Source organism: Prevotella melaninogenica ATCC 25845, assembly GCF_000144405.1.
Taxonomy (GTDB): domain Bacteria; phylum Bacteroidota; class Bacteroidia; order Bacteroidales; family Bacteroidaceae; genus Prevotella; species Prevotella melaninogenica.
Genome location: NC_014370.1, coordinates 903,159 through 922,464 on the forward strand (window position 1 = coordinate 903,159; position 19,306 = coordinate 922,464).

The following is a 19,306-nucleotide window of genomic DNA, read 5'->3' on the forward strand; positions in this document are numbered from 1 at the left end:
ATGAATGAACTGATTAAGAAACTCTTACTCAAAGTAGGACTGAGAAAGGAGGATGACCCTTCAGACAATGCCCGGACGGAGGCTGATGCAGAAACGCAGGGTGAAAACGAGGCTAAGGGCGACGAAAGGGAAAAGACAAGTCCGAAAGAGCCGCCCGTAGTGAAGCCCTTATCACAGGGCAAGAGTTGGTGGCGCATCGACTTCAAACAGCCCAAGTACATCTTTCCTTTGGCCATTCTTCTGCCTATCTTGTTCTTAGGCTATGAGTTGATGGGGGTGTTCGGAGGTACGGACAATGCCAAGAAGGGTGTGGCCACGGACAGCATCAATGCCTCCCTGCCCACGGCGGCCAATGCTGATATGGGTGATAAGATGACTGAGATGAACAAACGCTATAACGAAGAGGATGCGGCATCGGCAGTGAACGGCATCGGTGAGGACCAGCCACAGCAGGACTCGCTCGGCAACAGCTATCAAGAGCATGAACTGGATGAGATAGACCGCCAGAATGCCATCAATGCCCAGCGGCAGAAGGATATGGAAGCCTTGCAGCAGCGGCTGGCTCAGTCACGGAAGCATATCAATGCCTATGAGGGTGGCAGTTACGGAGGTGCATCTGGCTATGGTTCGGGCGGCAGCTATGGGCGCGGTTCCAGACAGACAGAGATGGATGACTATGCCAGGGAGGTGGAGGCGATTCAGAAGAGAAGCCTTGCCCGGCAGAAAGCGTTGGAGAAGAGCATAGGTATCGGCGACGAGGATGAAAGTGCCAAAGTGTCAAAAGCGTCACATCCTTTTGGTGCGTCCAATCGTAAGTCCGAAGAGAAACCGGTCATTGTCAAGAAAGTGATGGAGGGTAATGCGGAGAAGTTCAACACCGTCAGTGCCGAGCCTACGACGGATGTTCCGTTGATCCGTGCCATGATAGACAAGACGACGAAGGCACACGAGGGTACACGCCTCCGCTTCAAGCTCCTCGACGATGTCACGCTCAAAGGGACAAAATTGAAGAAGGGCACCTACCTCTATGGTACGGTGACGGGATTCGGTCAGCAGCGTGTGATGGCGACCATCACCAGCATCCTGGTCAGGGATAAGTTCATCAAGGTGGGACTGTCGGTCTATGACAACGACGGCATGGAGGGCTTTTATGTCCCAGAGTCTGCCTTCCGTGACCTGATGAAGGATGCCAAGGCAAATGCCTTGCAGAGCAACATCAACTTTGACGGTGGGTATGGCGGTGGACTGAGTTCCGAAGCGGTGGCTCTGCAGGCCCTACAGAATATGTACCAGTCGGCAACATCAGCCGTGTCTGCCAATATCCGCAAGAATAAGGCCCGAATCAAGTACAATACCATCGTCTATCTGATCAATACCAATGCAGAGTAGCTTTCAATAATTCATCAAACATTTAGGAAATATGAAAAAAAATTTAGTTCTCATGGTTGCCCTCATGGGATTGTGTGGCAGCCTTCAGGCACAGAAGAAGTATAAGAACATCGAGGCAGACTCGGCTTCGGTGAGGTATATCCGCAACGCCAAGCCTACGGACAGCTACATCTTCGACGAAAACAGGCGCAAGGACGTGATCTTTGTCAACGAAGAGGTGACGACACACCTGCTGATGCCTGAGAATATCAAGCTCGTGGACATTTCTACGAACAAGATAGTAGGGAATCAGTGTACGGACAATATCGTGCGTATCAAACCCTCCGGGAGAATGTACGACAACGAGCTGGTGGGCACGATTACCGTGATTGGTGAACGGCATATCGTACAGCTCAACGTGGTTTATACTGCCGGACCTGCCAAAGCCAACTCCATCTACCGCATCAAAGCCGGGGACATGGGCAGGTATGAAAATCCCGACGTAACGATGCCGCGCAAGGAAATGGCGGCCTACGCCTGGGCCATCTTTACCAGCAAACCACGCAAGAACATCCATTCTAATGAGAACGGAATCAAGGCGAGGGTGAACAACATCTACAGTATCGGTGACTATTTCTTCATCGACTACTCGCTCTACAATGCTACCAAAATCAAGTATGACATCAGCGAGGTACGCATCAAGCTCACGGACAAGAAGGAGCTAAAGGCTACCAATTCGCAGACGATAGAGCTGACACCAGTGTACAGCCTGAGCAGTGTCAGGAGTTTTAAGAAGACATATCGCAACGTGCTGGTATTGGACAAGCTCACATTCCCTGAAGAGAAGGTGCTGAAGCTGGAGATTTCGGAGGAGCAGATTTCGGGCCGTGTCATCACGCTCGATATCAACTACAAGGATATGCTGCACGCTGACGGGGTCAGTGAGCAGATGGTATCGTATCTGCCAGTGTTTTAACCATCAAATTGTAAAGTCATGGCTGTAGAAGAGACAAGAGAACAGCAGCAGATGTACAACATCTTCAGGAGCTGCATCTATCTTTTCCTGATAGTGGAACTGATCATGAATCTGCCCATCACGGCGGACAACCGTGTCACAGGATTTATTTTGGAACTCATCGCACGCTTCAAAGTGTTCAACAATGTGGCATCGTGTAAGCTCGTCGAACTGATCTGCATCGGTGTGACATGTATCGGCACACGTCCGCAGAAGGCACTGAAGTTCAATGTCAAAACGATGGTGCTTTATCCTATCGGCATCGGCATCACATTCATCGCACTCTGCATGATGTTTCATAAGGGCATCTGGGGAGGAGTCTCTTTTGGTTTTCCGACCAACCGCATCCTTTATGCCATGACTTCCATCATCGGTACAATGCTCCTGCATCAGGGGCTGGACGGTATCTCGCGCTTCTACAACTATAAGTTAGGAGAGGACCGCTTCAACTTCGAGAATGAATCGTTCCAGCAGTCGGAGGAACTGAATGAGAATCCGTATTCGGTCAATATCCCGATGATTTACTATTTCAAGAGACGGATGCACAAGGGCTGGATTAACATTATCAATCCCTTCCGTGGAACCATCGTACTGGGTACACCCGGCTCTGGTAAGTCCTTCGGCATCATCGACCCGTTTATCCGTCAGCATGCGGCCAAGGGGTTTGCCATGATGGTGTACGACTATAAGTTTCCGACATTGGGAAAGACGCTGTTCTATCAGTACTGCAAGAACAAGAAACTCGGTAGGTTACCAGAGAACTGTGGTTTCCATATCGTGAACTTTACCGATGTGGAATATTCCAACCGCATCAATCCTATTCAGCGAAAGTATATCCCTGATTTGGCGGCGGCAGCAGAGACGGCAGCGACCTTGCTTGAATCGCTCAATAAAGGGGGCGACAAGAAGGGTGGCTCGGAGGCGTTTTTTCAGAACTCAGCCATTAACTTCCTCTCTGCCATCATCTATTTCTTCGTAAACTTTCACCCGACGGGATTCAAGGACGGCAAGAAGCTCACGAGGTATGTCAAATACAGGGGCAAGAAACTGAAATTGATTACGAAGAACTGGCATGACTACCGGGCTGTCGATAAGGACGGCAACACGATACTGGACTTTGTGGATGAGTTGAGCCACGATGTGTCTGTAGATGAGGACGGTATGTTCGTGGATTTGAATGACTTCACTTATATCAGCCGTAACGGGCAGAGGGTGCATATCACTTCGTCATGGTATGAGGATGAGCAGGGGCAGGTGGTGGAACCGGACACCATCACCGGCGAATACTCGGATATGCCGCACGTGCTGTCCTTCCTTGGCAAGCAGTACAGTGACGTATTCGACATCCTGATGCAGGACCAGAAGATTCTCTCGCTCATGGCTCCGTTCCAGTCGGCTTATACCAACAAGGCGATGGACCAGCTCGAAGGTATGGTGGGTACGCTCCGGGTCAATGCGGCACGCTTGGTCTCGCCAGAAGCCTACTGGATTTTTACGGGGGACGACTTCGACCTGAAGATTTCAGACCCTGCAAGTCCTTCATATCTCGTGATAGCCAACGACCCGGAGAAGGAGCAGATAGTGGGTGCACTGAATGCGTTGGTGCTGAACCGTCTCGTTACCCGTGTGAACAGCCGGGGGAATATCCCTGTTTCCATCATTGTGGACGAGCTGCCGACCTTATACTTTCATAAGATTGACCGTCTGATCGGTACGGCGCGTAGCAACAAGGTGGCGGTGACATTAGGCTTTCAGGAACTGCCACAGCTGGAGGCGGACTATGGCAAGAACGGTATGCAGAAGATTATCACCACTTGCGGAAATATCTTCATGGGTGCTGCCCGAAATAAGGAAACACTGGAATGGGCGCAGAATGACGTGTTCGGTAAGGCGAAGCAGACTTCCAAATCCATCACCATCAACGACCAGAAGGTTTCCACATCTATCTCGGAACGGTTGGACTATCTTGTTCCAGCGGCGAAGATAGCGGACATGGCAACTGGTTGGCTGGCAGGTCAGTCGGCTCGTGACTTCACGCCTACTGAGGGTAGTATGATACAAGGCTTTGACATCGAAAAGTCGGAGGAGTTCAAGACATCCAAGTATTTCTGCAAGACGCACTTTGACATGGCACAAATCAAGCAGGAGGAAAGTCAGTATGCCGACTTGCCGAAAATCTATCAGTTTGCCTCTAACCGTGAGAAGGAAATCATGCTCGGTCGTAACTTCAAGCGGGTCAATGACGAGGTGGACGCGATGATTGCCGAGCTTCTTGGCAAGGACAGGAAGAAGAAACAGGAAAATAAACAGTAGTATGGTACCTTATCAGTGGAAAGGATTGTCGGGCAGTGCCCTGAAGGTAATAGCGTTAGTGTCCATGACGATGGATCACATCGCTTATTACCTCATGGAACATGGTAGTTTGATGTATGACTTGATGCGGACGATGGGAAGAATGGCGTTCCCCATCTTCGCCTTTCTGTTGGTGGAAGGATATGTCCATACTCGTTCCACGGGGAAGTATGCGCTCAACCTCTTGGCTTTTGCACTCATATCCGAAGCTCCGTGGTGGTTGCTGAATCATGACAACACCCACAATGTGTTCTTTACCCTATTGTTAGGACTGGTGGCAATAGACTTGATAACCCGAATTGGCAACAAGCCTTTGCTCTGGTGTGTCATTATGGCTTCCATTTGTGCTAATGCTACTTGGCTGCATGTCGATTATGAATATTCTGGCATTCTCTTGATATGCGCGTTCCACTTCTTCCAGCCGGACAAGGTGACGAAATGCCTTTTAGCTACCCTGTTCATGTACCAGTATGGTGTAGTCGGGCTTTGGCTGGGGCAGGCCGTCATCCTGTGTTACAATGGAGAGCGAGGATTTATAAAAGGGCAGTATGCGAAATATTTATGCTACGCATACTATCCGTTACATCTTTGTCTCCTCATATAAAAATCTTCTAATCTATCTGTAAATCCTCTGTCAAATCTATAAAGTTGGTAACATAAGATAATTTCGGTGAACTATACCTTTTTACAGACTTTGCATACCGAGTAATATCTTCTACTCCAATATGTTCAGAGGTAAAGTACACTGTCAACTTATTAGTATCAGCTTCATCAACTTTCCATAGTTTAGATTCTCCACTATAGCTGTCGATTGCCATATAATAAACCAGCAAATCACAGAAAGGGAAGAGAATAATTGGGAAATCATATCCTGAGTATTTTTTCCGTTCAAAAAGCGAATTAGGTAATATTCTATCTAACTCGCTAACTAATTCTTGACATGAAAGCTGATGATTGACAATAGCTTCATATAATCCAAAATGATAACTTCTAATATACAAAAGCAGCAATATCAATCCTGGCAGTTCTTCTCTATTCGTGTTGAGTGAGCTATATACTAATCGAACAGACACGAACAATTTCTGCATCTGTCTCAGGGTAAGCCTTTTACTACCAGCAAGCGATCTAACAAACTCATCGAAGAATGAATATGCAGAACTTGGCATATCAGAATTATTACCAAAGAAGAAGCCTTTGAAATTAAGATCATCACACAGATACTTAATGTAGTAATCATAGTTGGGTTCTGGTAAGAAGTATTCTATATCTATAAAGCGACGTAAGTACTCTTCTGCGTCAATTCGGTCACTTCCAAAATACCCTCTAATAGAATTACTTAACTGTTGCTTATCCACAGAAAGAATAAATATAATATTAGGAATAGAGAAAAGATGCTTTACTCGTTCCAGTACTTTTACAGCATGATGTGGGTTACATCTATCTAATTCATCTACAAAAAAGATTAATGGTTGTTCTGTTAATTGGTCTACCAAACCCTTTAATTGTGCTCGAAAAGAAGTAAGACTCTTCCTTTCTTCATAGTATTTATCTATTTGCTCTTTAAGAGCAGATGCACCTTCCTCAAGCATATCGGATATACAATCAGCTGCATCACTTCCTATATGTTTTTCCACAATATGCTTCACTATTTTGGGTGTTGCTGCCAAAGTTATTTTGCCAGCATTAGCTATTACAGATGCAAACAAATCTTTGAATTTTTCTTCTTGGCTTAATTCGCCAACTTCTGCGATCATTGCAACTAAAGGATCTTCAACAAAATCTGATTCCCAAGCATTATAATAGATGGTCTTATACCCCTTGTTCTTCAGCATTTGTTCCCACATCTTTACAAATGTGGTTTTGCCAGTCCCCCATGCGCCATTAAGACTTATTACACAGCCCTCGTGGTCATGAGCAATAATGTTTGTCAATATATTGACATACTTTTTTCTTCCTAACTTGTCCTCCTGAAAAGGAGAATCTACTCCAATTTCAACGTCTTTAAATCTATACTGCATTATCTGTTTTTTTATTTTTCTATACCTCAGCCCAGAATGATTTCCTTTTTGCCATAGTCGATAGTTTGGCAGCAACTCAAACTTTGCCAAATGTCCATTGATAGGCCTGCTACCAAAAAACAAATCGACATCATCTTTCAAGCTCATACGCAGTTTTATGAGGAATTTTATGTCAACCCCAAACTCAGACTTAGACCCGTCCCTTTGTGGTGCAAGAATATTTTTTGTCTGTGTTGATATTGAAACATCATTTGGCATTTGCTCATCCATCCCTAATTCCGCTTCATCAGTCAAACGGGATCCATCACGATTCCAAAATGAGCCTCCATCATCTGAACAGAACAATATGATTTTCTTAATAGTTGGCTTTACGAAGCTCTTGTCAAACCAAGCATCATAGTCCTTTTGGGCTGTATACCACTCTAATTTGGTAGACTTAACATTATTGTAAAGTTCGAGGGAGGTGGAAACTTCCCCGTGCGGCATCGACCAATTCTCAATAAGATATTCTTCATCGTATTGTCCATTGTTATGAAAAGCAAAGAAGTTTAGGAGTGCCAAATAGATGCTTTTTATTAAATTAACGGGTGAACAAATAGCAGAGACCGTTTGTTCTTTATCTTCTAAAGTCGAACAATACACAACAAACAATCCTCTTTGGTCTTCTACGCTACCAAATTCAGGAAGTTCAACTAACTCATAGTGCATAAAGATATGGGTACCTTCGCTGTCTTTATGCAACGTATGCTCATAGTATGGATTTCCATTACCCAAATCTATGATTGCCTCCAGCCATTGTACTATATCCTGTAGCGGATCGTATAAATCGCTTAAAGGTATCATCAGCTGCTTTTGACCATTGATTCTAAAAACCATTTCCAGCCATCCATATCGTAAATTCAAAAAATCGACGTTTATCACATCAGGTTTCTTTGGAATCGATTTGGAATATTTGTCATAGATAAGACTTCGTTCATGGAACCAGTCTTGTATCTTTAGCCATCCGTCGTAAATCATATTCTTATTGGTATTGGGTATCCTCAAATAAACGAGGATACCTATTTCTATTTACACCTCTTGACTTTCAGACTCAAGTCTTCTTGCTTCTTCAAACTTTTCCTTCATTGTAGGATTGTTGTAGGTAAGCTTCTTAATAGTCAGCTCGTCAGCCTTCTTATTCGCTAAACGAAGGTTGTCTTCAGAACCAACTAAGGCTTCACGCACCTTCTGTAGATGCTTGATAGACTCGTCAATCTGGGCGATGGCTGTATTGAACTTCTTGCTGGCCAATTCATAGTTACGACTGAAGCCGCTGCGAAACTCGTTGAGTTTGTTCTCGAAGTTCGTCACATCTACCGACTGATTACGAGCGATGGCCAGCTGCCGCTTATAATCCACGGCGTTTCTCGAAGCCTTGGCCAATAGCGAGATGATGGGCATAAAGAACTGCGGGCGCACGACGAACATCTTGGGATAGCGGTGGCTCACATCTACAATACCATTATTATATAGGTCGCTCTCTGGCTCCAGCATACTCACGAGTACAGCGTACTCACATCCCTTGGTGTTGCGGTCCTTGTCGAGCTTAGCAAAAAAGTCCTCGTTCTTATGCTTCGTGGCGGTCATGTCGGCCTCATTCTTCATCTCAAACATAATCGAGATATACTCCGTGCCGCCGTCATAGTCGCGGAAGATGAAGTCGCCCTTGCTGCCACTGCTGGCATCATTGTCCTTCTCGAAGTAGGCGTTGGGATATAACCCGAGCGAACGGACATTATCAAACTCGTTGTGGCAATGTATCTCCAGGTCCTCGCCAATCATCTTGGTCGACTGGCGAATCTTAAAGTCCTTGTATCGCTCTATCTCCTCGTCTTTATCCTTCAGGCTACGCTCGTAATACTCCTTCAGATTCTTCTCGTTGAGCGTGGCCTTCGCCTCGTTCTCCGTGAGCTTGGCTTCTAGTTCGGTGATACGCTGCTGCTTCTGCTGCATTGCCTCCTGCTGTACGGTCTTCTCTTGTATCACGGCCAGTTCCTGGTCCTTGGCCTTCTGCTGTAGCGACGCCTCCAGTTCGAGTATGCGCTTGTCTTTCTCTGCCACCTTGTTGTCAATCTCCATCTGCTTGCTGTTCTGCAAGCTGGCGATCTGCTCCTTCAAGCGGGTAATCTCAGTATCTTTGTCTGCCATCTGCTCATTCATTTCGAGTTGCTTAGCCTGAGCGATACTATTCAGTCGCTCGTTGAGCTTGGCTATTTCCGTATCTTTACCGGCAATGACTGTATCCTTGGCCGACAGCTTATCCTTGTACCCTTGCTCGTTTTTTAAGATAACTGTAGCTTGCTCTGCCTCCTGCTGCTTATGAAGTTCAGCAAGTCTTTGACTTATCTCTGCATCAAAAGCATCATTCTTAACTTGATTAAGGATAGCTGCATAATCAGCTTCGTCAACGGTGAAAATAGCACCGCACTTTGGACATTTAATCTCGCTCATAAACAAACTTATTAAAAATTACAATGCAAAGGTAATTACTAACTGTGCAGACATTCTGCGTTATTGCGGATTTTTATTCGTCAGCGTACATTTTAGATAGGGTATCAGCCTCTTTCTTCATCTTTTCACGTAGTGAGGCTGGCTTTATCACCTCTATTTGGCTTCCGAAAGAACGCAACAATGCCCGCAGTTCATAGTTGTCTTTCACCTTCAAAGTTACAATCCGTCTTCCATCCTCGGTTCGTTCACCTCTGGCTACCTGTGACTCATGGAGAGGTTTGGTGTAGATATAGTTGAATGCCTTATCGTTGGCATAGAGCACCACATCCTCAACCGGAACATCTTCGACCGACACACCAATGACATCCTCAAAGAACTCATCGAAGTTGAAATCATCGTCCAGCGGTTCAAACATTTTACGGCCCAATTCCTTGATGCCGTCAATCCTGTCAATGGCATAGTTGGTCAGTCCGTCATAGTTACCTTGCTTGCCGATAAGAAACCACCTGTTATTATATTGCTTCAGATGATAAGGACTTACGACTTGCTCTTTAGCATCCTTACCAAAAGGATGATAACAAATCTCCAGAGCCTGCCTATTGACAATGGCATCGAAAATCTGCTTGTAATAGTCCTTGTCCATTCCTTTTAGGTAGGGGTTGTGCTGAAAGCTGACCACCGAACGTACATCCTTCCCTAATTGGCTGGTGGAATAGAGCTTCTTGTCAATATCCATTAGCCAGTCAAAATGTGGCACACCCTCAAAGCGTTTGAGCAGCATCAGGGCATCAGATACGATGTTCTGTTCCTCTTGATTGAAAGGTCGCTCGCTGATAGAATCATTGCGATGGTGGTAACGATAGTACATCTTATGACCGTCGCGTATGGCATCAATCGTCATTCTGTAGCCTTCCTCGCTCTGCATAAACTTCAAGTCCTCCTGTACCTGACGTTTCCTGACACCATCACCTTTCTTTCCTTCGCCATTGTAAAGGTAAAGCGCATCATTGCAAGCATCCACCAAGTCGTCAATATAGTAACGGCGACTCCAGTTGCTTAGACATCTGTCCAGTGCCTGGTATCTTATCTGTGCATTCTTATTTGTTGCCATACTCTTACTATTATAGTCGAAACAAAGGTAAAGTGGAACCATGCAGCCTTTCTGCATGGTTGGGAAAAACTTATTTCCTTTTCACTTCAACTATTCTGCCGAGATGGAACACCGCCTCCCAGAAGCAGAACTCACCATTGGAATCAGCTGCTACATTCTCCCCGTCATCGTGGAAACGAGCGGGCTTACCGTCTTTGTCAGTAAGAGGCTCGAAGGTGATGTCTGTCACTTCCACCAATGCGGTGTCGCGCTCCTTGGCATAGCCCACGGCAAGATTCAGGTATTTCAGCTCATCCTTGGGATAGTAAGGGTAAACACCGTTGTTCCACACGCAGATGTCGCCCACCAATGGGTCGTCATCACTTATCTTCTCATCATCGAAATAGGGAAAGCCATCCTCGGTACAAGCCAAATACTTCTTATAGGTGGTATCCTTGATTTCACGATATTCTTCTTTCTTCGTACCAGCTATTATCTGGTCGAAGAAAACCTGCTTGATGGTCAGGTACAAGGTATTCTCTTTTGTCGGTTCCATGATTCTTCTATTTTATTCAGACACATATCTATTACTCTTCGCCCGGTTCAGGCTCTGCGGCTACAGAATATCCAAGATGGTCCTCCTCGAACGCTTCGTAACCTTGGGGATGGGAATCAGGATCCTGCTTGATAGTAGGGGTTCCTGCACCCTCCTGCATCTCCAAATCGGTTATTGAGTTTCCTGTCACAAACAAGTACATGGCCACAAGCACCTTGATGGCGGCGTTCACCTCTTCGTCAGTTGTGATGGGCGCACGATGTGCTTCATCATTACGCCACTGACGCACCATGTCCAGATAGCCACTGAAACGCTTGCCCTCCTCTGTGGCGGCATGCCTCAGATTCCAGAGACATTTGAAACCATGGATGGCATTTGCCAATGTTGAATGGTCAGTATCTCCTGTTGACGACGGCACTTCCTCGCCATGGCAGAGGTAATAAAGTTTTTTCAGATAGCTCTCATACTTAGAAAGCAGGCTGTTGAAATAGGTCTGCTTGTCAAAGTTCTGCAGATGATCATTGCAATAGATATTGTTCAGCGCATTCTTGATAATGCCGTCTGCACCGTCGAGCGAAGGCAGGCTGCTGCGGTTGAGCACTGCGAAGAACACATCCACAAACTCATCGAACGAGCGTACATGGCTGCACACATCCACAAACTCCTCGCCGAGGCTGACCATCAGCGCCTCTTTCAGTGTATTTTCATCGTAGGCAAGTTCGCTGGCCTTCCGGCTTCTCATGGCCAGTGCATCCACAAACTTGCGGATAAGCATCATCGAGAACGACTGGTTCTTCTCCAGTTCCTCCTGGAAGTTATAGTATTTCTCTATCTGGTCGGCCACCTTCTCGTCAAACTTCTCCTTGACAAGTGCTATCAGGGCATCGTAGGAATTGCCTGCACTGAAGGCATCTGTTACATCCGGATCTTGCAGAATGTCTATCCAGATCTGCTTCAATATCTTGTCATTCTCATTGAGCAGGTCTTGGAACGGACTGTTGGCAATGTCAAGGATTTCAGCTATCGTCTTCTTCTCGTCCTCCTGCTTTTGTCCCACTTCACCTATGCGGCTCGATGCCATCTGCTGATCCTCGTCCTCCAGCTCCAGCTGCCCGTCAAAATTCAGCTGAATGCGCAGCTTGTCAAGGTCAATCCTGTCGAGAACCTCCATAGGGAGGGTTTCTTTGGTGTAGGGCAGATATTTGTAGAACACACGGCAGAACACGTAGAACTTCTCCAGGTCGGGATCGACGAAGTCCATTAGCTGCGCCATGAAACCATACTGACGCATATAGCGGTTCACATATTTGCGATACCGGTCCTTCTCCTCGTCGGTCATCGGTTCCACACGCTCGGTAACGATGGTCTTCAGTAGCGACGGCACGCCCACTGCCGTCTCCTTGCGCTGGAGCATCTTCACCACGCGATTCACGTCGTCATCGCTGAATATGCGCCAGCGATTCACGTCATCCATCATGGTGTACATACGCTGCGTGTCCACCTCGCCCAGGAGGTCGATGTCGGTGTAGTAACGCTGGAAGGCTGCCTTTACGTCTTCCGGATTGTTGCGGAAGTCGATGACCATGGTGTCGTCCTTGCCCGGACAGCAGCGGTTCAGGCGGCTCAGCGTCTGGATGCACTGTATACCGCCGAGTGAGCGGTCCACAAACATGGTGTGGAGCAGCGGCTGATCGAAGCCTGTCTGAAACTTGTTGGCCACAATCAGTATCTTATAGTCGCTCCCCTTGAACTTGATGCGGATGCCGTCGTCATGCACGCCTTCATCATTCATACTGGCCTCGGTACACTTGTGCCCATGACTGTCTTCCACTTCACCCGAAAAGGCCACCAAGGTCTTGATCACGCCATGATAGTTCTGCTCTATTACCTTGTCGATGATGCGCTTATAGTCGGCGGCGGCTCGGCGCGAGTCGCACACTACCATAGCCTTGGCTTCACCGCCAATCTTGCCGATGGTATGCTTCATAAAATGATCTACCATCATCGTGGCCTTGCGCAGCATGATGTAGGAGTTTTTGTTCAGCTCGCCATAGATCAGGGCGAGCGACTTCTTTTCCTCAAAGCGTTTCTTTTTCTCCTCGGGGTCGGTGGTCGTTTCGATGAGCTCAAACATGGTCTGGTACGACTTGTAGTTTTGCAGCACATCGAGGATAAACTTCTCGTCGATGGCCTGTTTCATCGAGTAGAGGTCGTGCTCCTTATGGTTCTCGTCGCCATAGAGTACAAAGGTCTTGTCCTTCGGGGTGGCGGTGAAGGCGAAGTAGCTCATGTGGTGCATGGAGCGGCGCATAATCTGCTGATAGGCCATGAAAGCATCCATCTCGTCTTCAAACTCATCGGGGTTGAAGTCGGGAATGTTTTTCAGGTCCTCGTCAGTACTCAGGGCGTTCACCAGGTCTTTGGCACTCTCGTTGCCCACGGCGGTATGGGCCTCATCAATGATGACGGCATATTGGCGGTGCTTCTCGCGCTTCAGGGTTTTCAGCGCAAAGGCAAACTTCTGCACGGTACTGATGATGATACGGTGGCCCTCGTCGATAGCGGTGGCGAGGTTCTTGCTACCATGGCGCACGTCTTTCACGGTGCCCACCACGTCCTCGAAGTTCACCACGTCCTCGGCCATGTTGCGGTTGAGCACAATGCGGTCGGTCACCATGATGATACTGTCGAACACGCAGCTGTGGTCCTCATTGGTCATGTTGGCGAGCTGGTGGGCCAGCCACGCCATGGTCTTGGTCTTGCCCGAGCCTGCCGAATGCCACACCAAGTAGTTGTGCCCGGCACCTTCCTCGCTCACCTTTCGGCGTAGCTTCCGCACGGCTCGTAGCTGATGGAAACGAGGAAAGATCACCACGGGCTTGCCGTCTTCATCGTTGTATCGCTTGATAAAGTTCTCCAGTAGGTCCAGTATGCTGTCGGCTTGTAGGATGTGCTGCCACATATAGGCCACGGGATATTCGTCTTCGATGGGCGGGTTCACGCTGTCTTGGTTGAAAGGCAGAAACTTCGTTTCGGCACCTTTCAGCCGCGTGGTCATGAACACATAGTTGTTATCCATCACGAAGTGTACCAGGCAATGCCGCAACATTCGGTTCTCGGGATTGCGGTCGTACCGGTACTGGTAGATGCCGTTGGCATAGTTCTGCCCCGTACCCTCGTTCTTCAGCTCGAAGGTGAAGAGCGGCAGACCGTTGAGCAGGATGCACATATCAAGTTCGTTGCCCTTGTCGCTGCAGGCTGTGCTATAGCGCATCTGGCGCACGATGCTGAAAGTGTTGGACCGATAGAGCCGATAAGCCTCACTGTCCTCCCCGGCGAGAACAGGTTTGAATTGGGCAAACTTGATGTCTTTCCCCCTTATCTTAAATCCCTTGCGGAAGATTTTGAGCATGCTCTCGCCACGGTTCAACTGGCTGTTCAGCTGCTTCACCACCTCATCGGTCTCCTGCCCGGGGAAGGCATGTTCGAGCATCGCCCATACAGCGGGTTGCTGGCGGAGAAACCGTTCCAGCATCTCTCGGTCGCAGAGGTGTTCGATGTCAAAGTCGCGGCTGGTGCGCTGATTATAGAGGTCGCTGCCAGCCAACTGCTGAGCAATATGCTCCTCAAAAGTTGTCTCGTTAAGATTGCTTGTTGCCATATCTGTTGTTTTTCTTTATTCTATTTTTAGGTTTCTGGCCGTTGTTTGCGCTGTGAATTATCTTTACTGTTTTCAGATACTATCATTTCGCATTGTGAAAGCATAGCTTTCGCATCGTCAAAGAGGCTCTTTCGCATGGCGAAAGGATAAGTTTTGCACAGCGAAAGAAGCTCTTTCGTTTTTGCATCCCTACTATTCTTACTGTCAATTGGTTGCAGATTTCTATTTTCTCGTTCCTCATTTTTATTGCGAAAAATTTGTCTTTACAATAGCCTTACTTATGCAAAGGTACATCATAACTATGCAACCATTCAGCGTCATTAAGAAGAAAATCCTCTCACATCAATTTTTCCTGTAACGGCATCGGTGATGAGGGCTTGCTTATACTCCTGCAAAAGTGCTATCTGCTTGCGACGCTTATCTATCCGTACATCGATTTTGGCGGTTTCGGTGTCGAGGTAGGAGGTGATGGTGCGTTGCTCATCTATAGATGGAATAGGAACAACAAAATTTTGAATCATGTGTAATCTGACAGATGGAACAGTAGACTGAGCACTTCCCATATTCATTCTTTGTGGGAACATTATTCGCATAAATTGGTACAGGTAATTAGAGTCGACAACCTTATTAAATTGGTTAAAAATGTAAACTCTCTGATGGACAGCATACTTGCCATCAACATGATGAAAGACTCTACCTGCACCAGCGCCATCGCCAGCCATTAAAATAGCATCTCCTTCACAAGTGAATTTAGAACTCCTTTCGACTTGCGGGGAACGTACATAAAAAGGATATTCTCCATCTGGCTCTGCATCTTGAGTATCACTATCGCCGGTACTGATTCTACAAAGCAATCGAAACCTTAATAAATTCCAATTCTCAGGCACTTCCCCAATCCACTCAATCCCGCTATCTTTCATCTTTGCCTCGGGATTAAGCCCTTTGGTGACGGCGCGGCTGATGATGGCCGACTTCATTTCTTCCAAAAGTGCTATCTGCTGTTCACGCTTGGCGATAATATCATCTATCGGTTTCGTCTTGGCATCAAGGAAGGATGCTATTGATTGCTGCTCGGAAAGAGGTGGCAAAAACATTACCTGGCCAAGATATTCAGGAACTTTTAAATTCTGAATACCTGTTGTTTGATTGAAGAACAAAAGATTCACCTTCTGTACATAAATCGAATAGAAGAAATAATAAAGCAATCTGGTGTTCAGAACGTTTTCATTGCAACGTACACAATGTATGAAGTTTGAACATGTTGCTTTATGATCAAGATTAGCTATTACAGCTCTGCCAACAGGATTGACGTCTCCGCCGCCTGATTTTTCAATAAGGATATCATTTGGTAGAATTTCTCTTTCTTTGAAGGTCTTTTCGTCGATATTACGAATAGTTATCTTTTCCTCGGAAAGTCCACCATTTTTATAATCGAAATCCGCTACACGATAGCACACGACATCATTATCATCTCCTTTTTCGTCGTCTCCCCATACACCAGAGAAACTCGATTTGAGACCGAACTTAATACGTGAATAGTTCCAGTGGCTCGGAACTTTCCCCAGCCACTGCACCGCACTATCTTTATATTTCCCGTACCTCTTCATACCTATATGTTCTTTTTGTTGATCAGGTTCACCACCACCTTTACCATGGTATCCTTTTCTTCCGTCCGGCTTTCCGCAATCATCAGCGTGAGTGCCACGAGGGTATTGTCGCCGATGCGCTTGGAGCCATCGGGGTTGTAGAGGATGTCGTTGTTGTTCATAAACCAAAGGAAGAGTGTGGCGGCAATGCGCTTATTGCCATCGCTGAACGAGTGGTTCTTGGTAACGAGATAGAGTAGCATGGCGGCTTTCTCCTCTACGGACGGATAAAGTTCCACACCACCGAAAGTCTGATAAATCTGTCCGATGGAGCTCTTGAACGAGTCGTCCTTCTCGTTGGCAAACCACTGGCTGGCGCCAAACTTTTCCTTCAGACTCTGTATGGCCTCCATCGCATTGTCGTAGGTGGCATGAAACCGCTCCTGCTCGTTGGTGTCGCTCACCTCCAGCCGCTGGTAGTCGTAATCGTCGAGGGTGTCGAGTGCCTGGGTATAGTCGGTTACCACGCTGATGAGTGCCTCGCGCTCGTCGGCATTGTCAGCAGCCTTCTCGGTCTCGTCGAACACCTTGGCATCGAGTGACTTGATGGTGCGCCCCATCACCTCCACCACATGCCGTAGGTCGTCGTACCGCTGCCGGGCAAGGTCGTTCTTGATGGCATAGCCCTTGACGAGGTATTCCTTTAGTACGGTATTGGCCCATTGGCGAAACTGCGTACCTCTCTTACTCTTTACACGATAACCCACAGAAATAATCACGTCAAGGTTGTAGAACATCACGTCATGCTCTTGTGTCTTTCCTGTCATTGCACCGTGTTGAGTGGTTATTCGGAATTTCCGAACTACCTCTTCTTTCTCCAATTCACCCTCTTTGAACACATTGTTGATATGCTCATTGATGGTTGACTTTGACTTGTCAAACAATAGGGCAATCTGGTCTTGGTTGAGCCACACCGTCTCGTTCTCCAGTCGCACGTCGATGGCGGTCTGCCCGTCCTGCGTCTGATATATCTTTATCTCGCCTTTACTATCCATCACTTAATACTTAACACTTACAACTTAACATTTTCCAACTCCTCATCGGCCTCTTCATCAAGCCGTTTGATGTCGGCAAGGATAGCGTCGAGGTCGCGCATGGGACGATACACGTAGAACAGCTTGGTGAAGGGGAACTCGCATCCTATCTTATCTTTACTGCGGTCCATCCACGCATCGGGAGTGAAGGGCAGCACCTCACGTTCAAAGTACTGGTCGATGTCCTGCTTAAAGGGAATGTTCTCGGTGTCGTGAGATTGCCGTCCTCCAGAAAGCCACTGTCAGCCTTGTAGGGATTGTTGAGCACTTCGGGAGCATCTTCGCTCATCGAGCCCCATGCCTTGCGGATGTTCTTGATTTCTGCTGCAGATGGTTTGCACTTCTTGCTTTTCAGAAATGCGAAAAACTCGGTGTCGCTGCGCCTCTTGTCGATTCCATCAATGGCGGCAACGTTCTTATAGATAAGGTTCTTCTTGTCATCGGGCTTGAAACCCTCTTCCGCCTTCATTTGCTCATACTTGGAGGTGATACCTTCAAACCAATAGCGCATAGGGCGGCGCACTGCTACCTTGGTATAGAGAAAGTCGTCGTAATCCAGCTTCTTGGCTGTCTCCAAATGCTCCACCTCACCCGTGTTTTCGTTGAGGATGTCGCAGCTCACGCTCTGATATTCTCTGTAGATATCAAGAATATTCTTTGCCCCCTCCTCGCTGATGTCATAACGTTTCTTGCCGAGGTTGGTCTGCAGCAACTTGGCATACTCGTGCTTGTGCGATGCGTCGATGAAGAGCACCTTTCCTTGCTTTTCCACAGGCCGTTTGTTGTCGAGTATCCACAGATAGGTAGAGATGCCCGTGCCATAAAACAGGTCGCCGGGAAGCGACACGATGCAGTCGAGCAGGTTGCGGTCGAGCAGCATTTTGCGGATATTACTCCAGCCCGAACCAGCATCACCGTTGAAGAGCGGCGAGCCGTTGAGCACGATGCCGATGCGCGAGCCGTTCTCCTGGTCCATCTTGGCAACCATGTGCATGAGGAAGAGCAGCGAGCCGTCACTGGTGGTGGGCAGACCTGCCTCGAAACGTCGGCCAGGGGCGTTGTCGTTCTGCACACATTTCTTCACATATTCATCTTTGCCCCAATCTACTCCGAAGGGTGGGTTGGCAAGCATGAAGTTGAATGTGCGGCCATAGAGACGGTCTTCGCTGAAGGTGTTGCCCTTGAAAAGCTGCTGACTGATGTTGTGGTCGTCGCCCTTCATCAGTAGGTCGGCTTTGCAGATGGCGTAGGTCTTGTCGTTAAGCTCCTGTCCGAAGAGCTGCACCTTCAAGTCGGGGTTGTGGGCCAGCCGCTGGAGATACGCCTTGCCCTCGGTAAGCATACCACCCGTGCCACAGCAGGGGTCGTAGATGGAGAAGATACGCCCGGGAATGTAAAGCTCGTCCTCGTGTCCGCTGATGGTGAGCGCCACGAGCAACTGCACGATGTCGCGTGGGGTGTAGAACTGTCCCGCCTTGGTATTGCTCGATTCCTTAGAGCGGCGAATCACATTCTCAAAGACAGTCCCCATCATGGCGTTGCTCATCTTGTCAGGGTGCAGGTCGGCACGCTGCACAAACATCTGGCACACAGAGAAGAGTTTGTTGCTCTCAGCCAACCGACGGTAGATGTCGCTCAGGTCAAGGTGGTCGCCGGCGTCCTGCTTGTGTACGAAGTTGGCAAGGATGTCGCGCACGTTGTCGGTGAAGGAGTTGAGATAATAGTCGAACGAGGTGGCAATCTGTGCCGGGGCAGCCAGCATTTTTTCCATCGAGAGACCGGACACATTAAAAAAGGTCAGGTTGTTTCGACGGAGAATGCTGTCGAGCTTAATTTTCTTCATCTTCTCGGGCGCATCAGTAGGGATCTTGCTCAGTTCCTCCATGATGGCATCGCGCTTTTCGTCGAGCACACAGTCCAGTCGGCGCAGCAGGGTGAAGGGCAAAATCACATCCTCCACCTCGGCATCATCGTACAGTCCTCTTATTATTTCTTTAATGTCCCATATCACGGACGCTAATTCTTGTTCGGTCATATCGTATCTTTTCTATTGGCAAGGCAAAAATGCTTCAATGC

12 protein-coding genes are annotated in these 19,306 nt (G+C 47.7%); 4 read left to right on the forward strand and 8 right to left on the reverse strand.

What is annotated here, in order from left to right; translation table 11 throughout:
* Genes HMPREF0659_RS03560 through HMPREF0659_RS03575 form a run of 4 tightly spaced genes read left to right on the forward strand, consistent with a single transcriptional unit; the run spans position 1 to position 5,339 of the window.
* Positions 1-1,389 carry a conjugative transposon protein TraM gene (locus tag HMPREF0659_RS03560; protein ID WP_013264952.1) on the forward strand — a complete coding sequence of 463 codons (1,389 nt, stop codon included), beginning with the start codon at positions 1-3 and terminating at the stop codon, positions 1,387-1,389.
* A gap of 31 nt (positions 1,390-1,420) precedes the next feature.
* Positions 1,421-2,344 (forward strand): conjugative transposon protein TraN, encoded by a 924-nt coding sequence (traN, locus tag HMPREF0659_RS03565; RefSeq protein ID WP_044045854.1) that lies wholly within the window; start codon positions 1,421-1,423, stop codon positions 2,342-2,344.
* 18 nt (positions 2,345-2,362) lie between these two features.
* Complete coding sequence (locus tag HMPREF0659_RS03570; protein WP_013264369.1) at positions 2,363-4,696, forward strand: type IV secretory system conjugative DNA transfer family protein; 2,334 nt, start codon at positions 2,363-2,365, stop codon at positions 4,694-4,696.
* A gap of 1 nt (position 4,697) precedes the next feature.
* A complete protein-coding gene (locus tag HMPREF0659_RS03575) occupies positions 4,698-5,339 on the forward strand; it encodes a TraX family protein (protein ID WP_013264988.1) in 642 nt (213 codons plus the stop codon).
* A 7-nt stretch (positions 5,340-5,346) separates the two neighbouring features.
* On the opposite strand, the gene HMPREF0659_RS03580 is transcribed toward HMPREF0659_RS03575, so the two are convergent.
* From HMPREF0659_RS03580 to HMPREF0659_RS03615, 8 genes are all read right to left on the reverse strand, one after another.
* Entirely contained in the window at positions 5,347-7,770 is a 2,424-nt protein-coding gene (locus HMPREF0659_RS03580) for a KAP family P-loop NTPase fold protein (RefSeq protein ID WP_013263941.1), read from the reverse strand.
* Between the two features lie 51 nt (positions 7,771-7,821).
* A complete protein-coding gene (locus tag HMPREF0659_RS03585) occupies positions 7,822-9,243 on the reverse strand; it encodes a DUF2130 domain-containing protein (RefSeq protein ID WP_013263934.1) in 1,422 nt (473 codons plus the stop codon).
* Positions 9,244-9,316: 73 nt separating this feature from the next.
* On the reverse strand, positions 9,317-10,354 hold the full coding sequence (locus tag HMPREF0659_RS03590; protein ID WP_028900044.1) for a helix-turn-helix transcriptional regulator: 1,038 nt from the start codon (positions 10,352-10,354) through the stop codon (positions 9,317-9,319).
* A 70-nt stretch (positions 10,355-10,424) separates the two neighbouring features.
* On the reverse strand, positions 10,425-10,889 hold the full coding sequence (locus HMPREF0659_RS03595; protein ID WP_013264154.1) for a hypothetical protein: 465 nt from the start codon (positions 10,887-10,889) through the stop codon (positions 10,425-10,427).
* A 31-nt stretch (positions 10,890-10,920) separates the two neighbouring features.
* Positions 10,921-14,550, reverse strand: coding sequence for a type I restriction endonuclease subunit R (locus HMPREF0659_RS03600; RefSeq protein WP_013264686.1), 3,630 nt, complete (start codon positions 14,548-14,550; stop codon positions 10,921-10,923).
* 320 nt (positions 14,551-14,870) lie between these two features.
* The gene (locus tag HMPREF0659_RS03605; protein ID WP_013263982.1) at positions 14,871-16,157 is read right to left on the reverse strand and encodes a restriction endonuclease subunit S; all 1,287 of its coding nucleotides are present in this window, start codon (positions 16,155-16,157) and stop codon (positions 14,871-14,873) included.
* A 2-nt stretch (positions 16,158-16,159) separates the two neighbouring features.
* A complete protein-coding gene (rhuM, locus tag HMPREF0659_RS03610) occupies positions 16,160-17,191 on the reverse strand; it encodes a virulence protein RhuM/Fic/DOC family protein (protein ID WP_013264723.1) in 1,032 nt (343 codons plus the stop codon).
* 145 nt (positions 17,192-17,336) lie between these two features.
* Positions 17,337-19,265, reverse strand: coding sequence for a class I SAM-dependent DNA methyltransferase (locus HMPREF0659_RS03615; protein WP_052299127.1), 1,929 nt, complete (start codon positions 19,263-19,265; stop codon positions 17,337-17,339).
* Between the last annotated feature and the right edge of the window lie 41 nt (positions 19,266-19,306).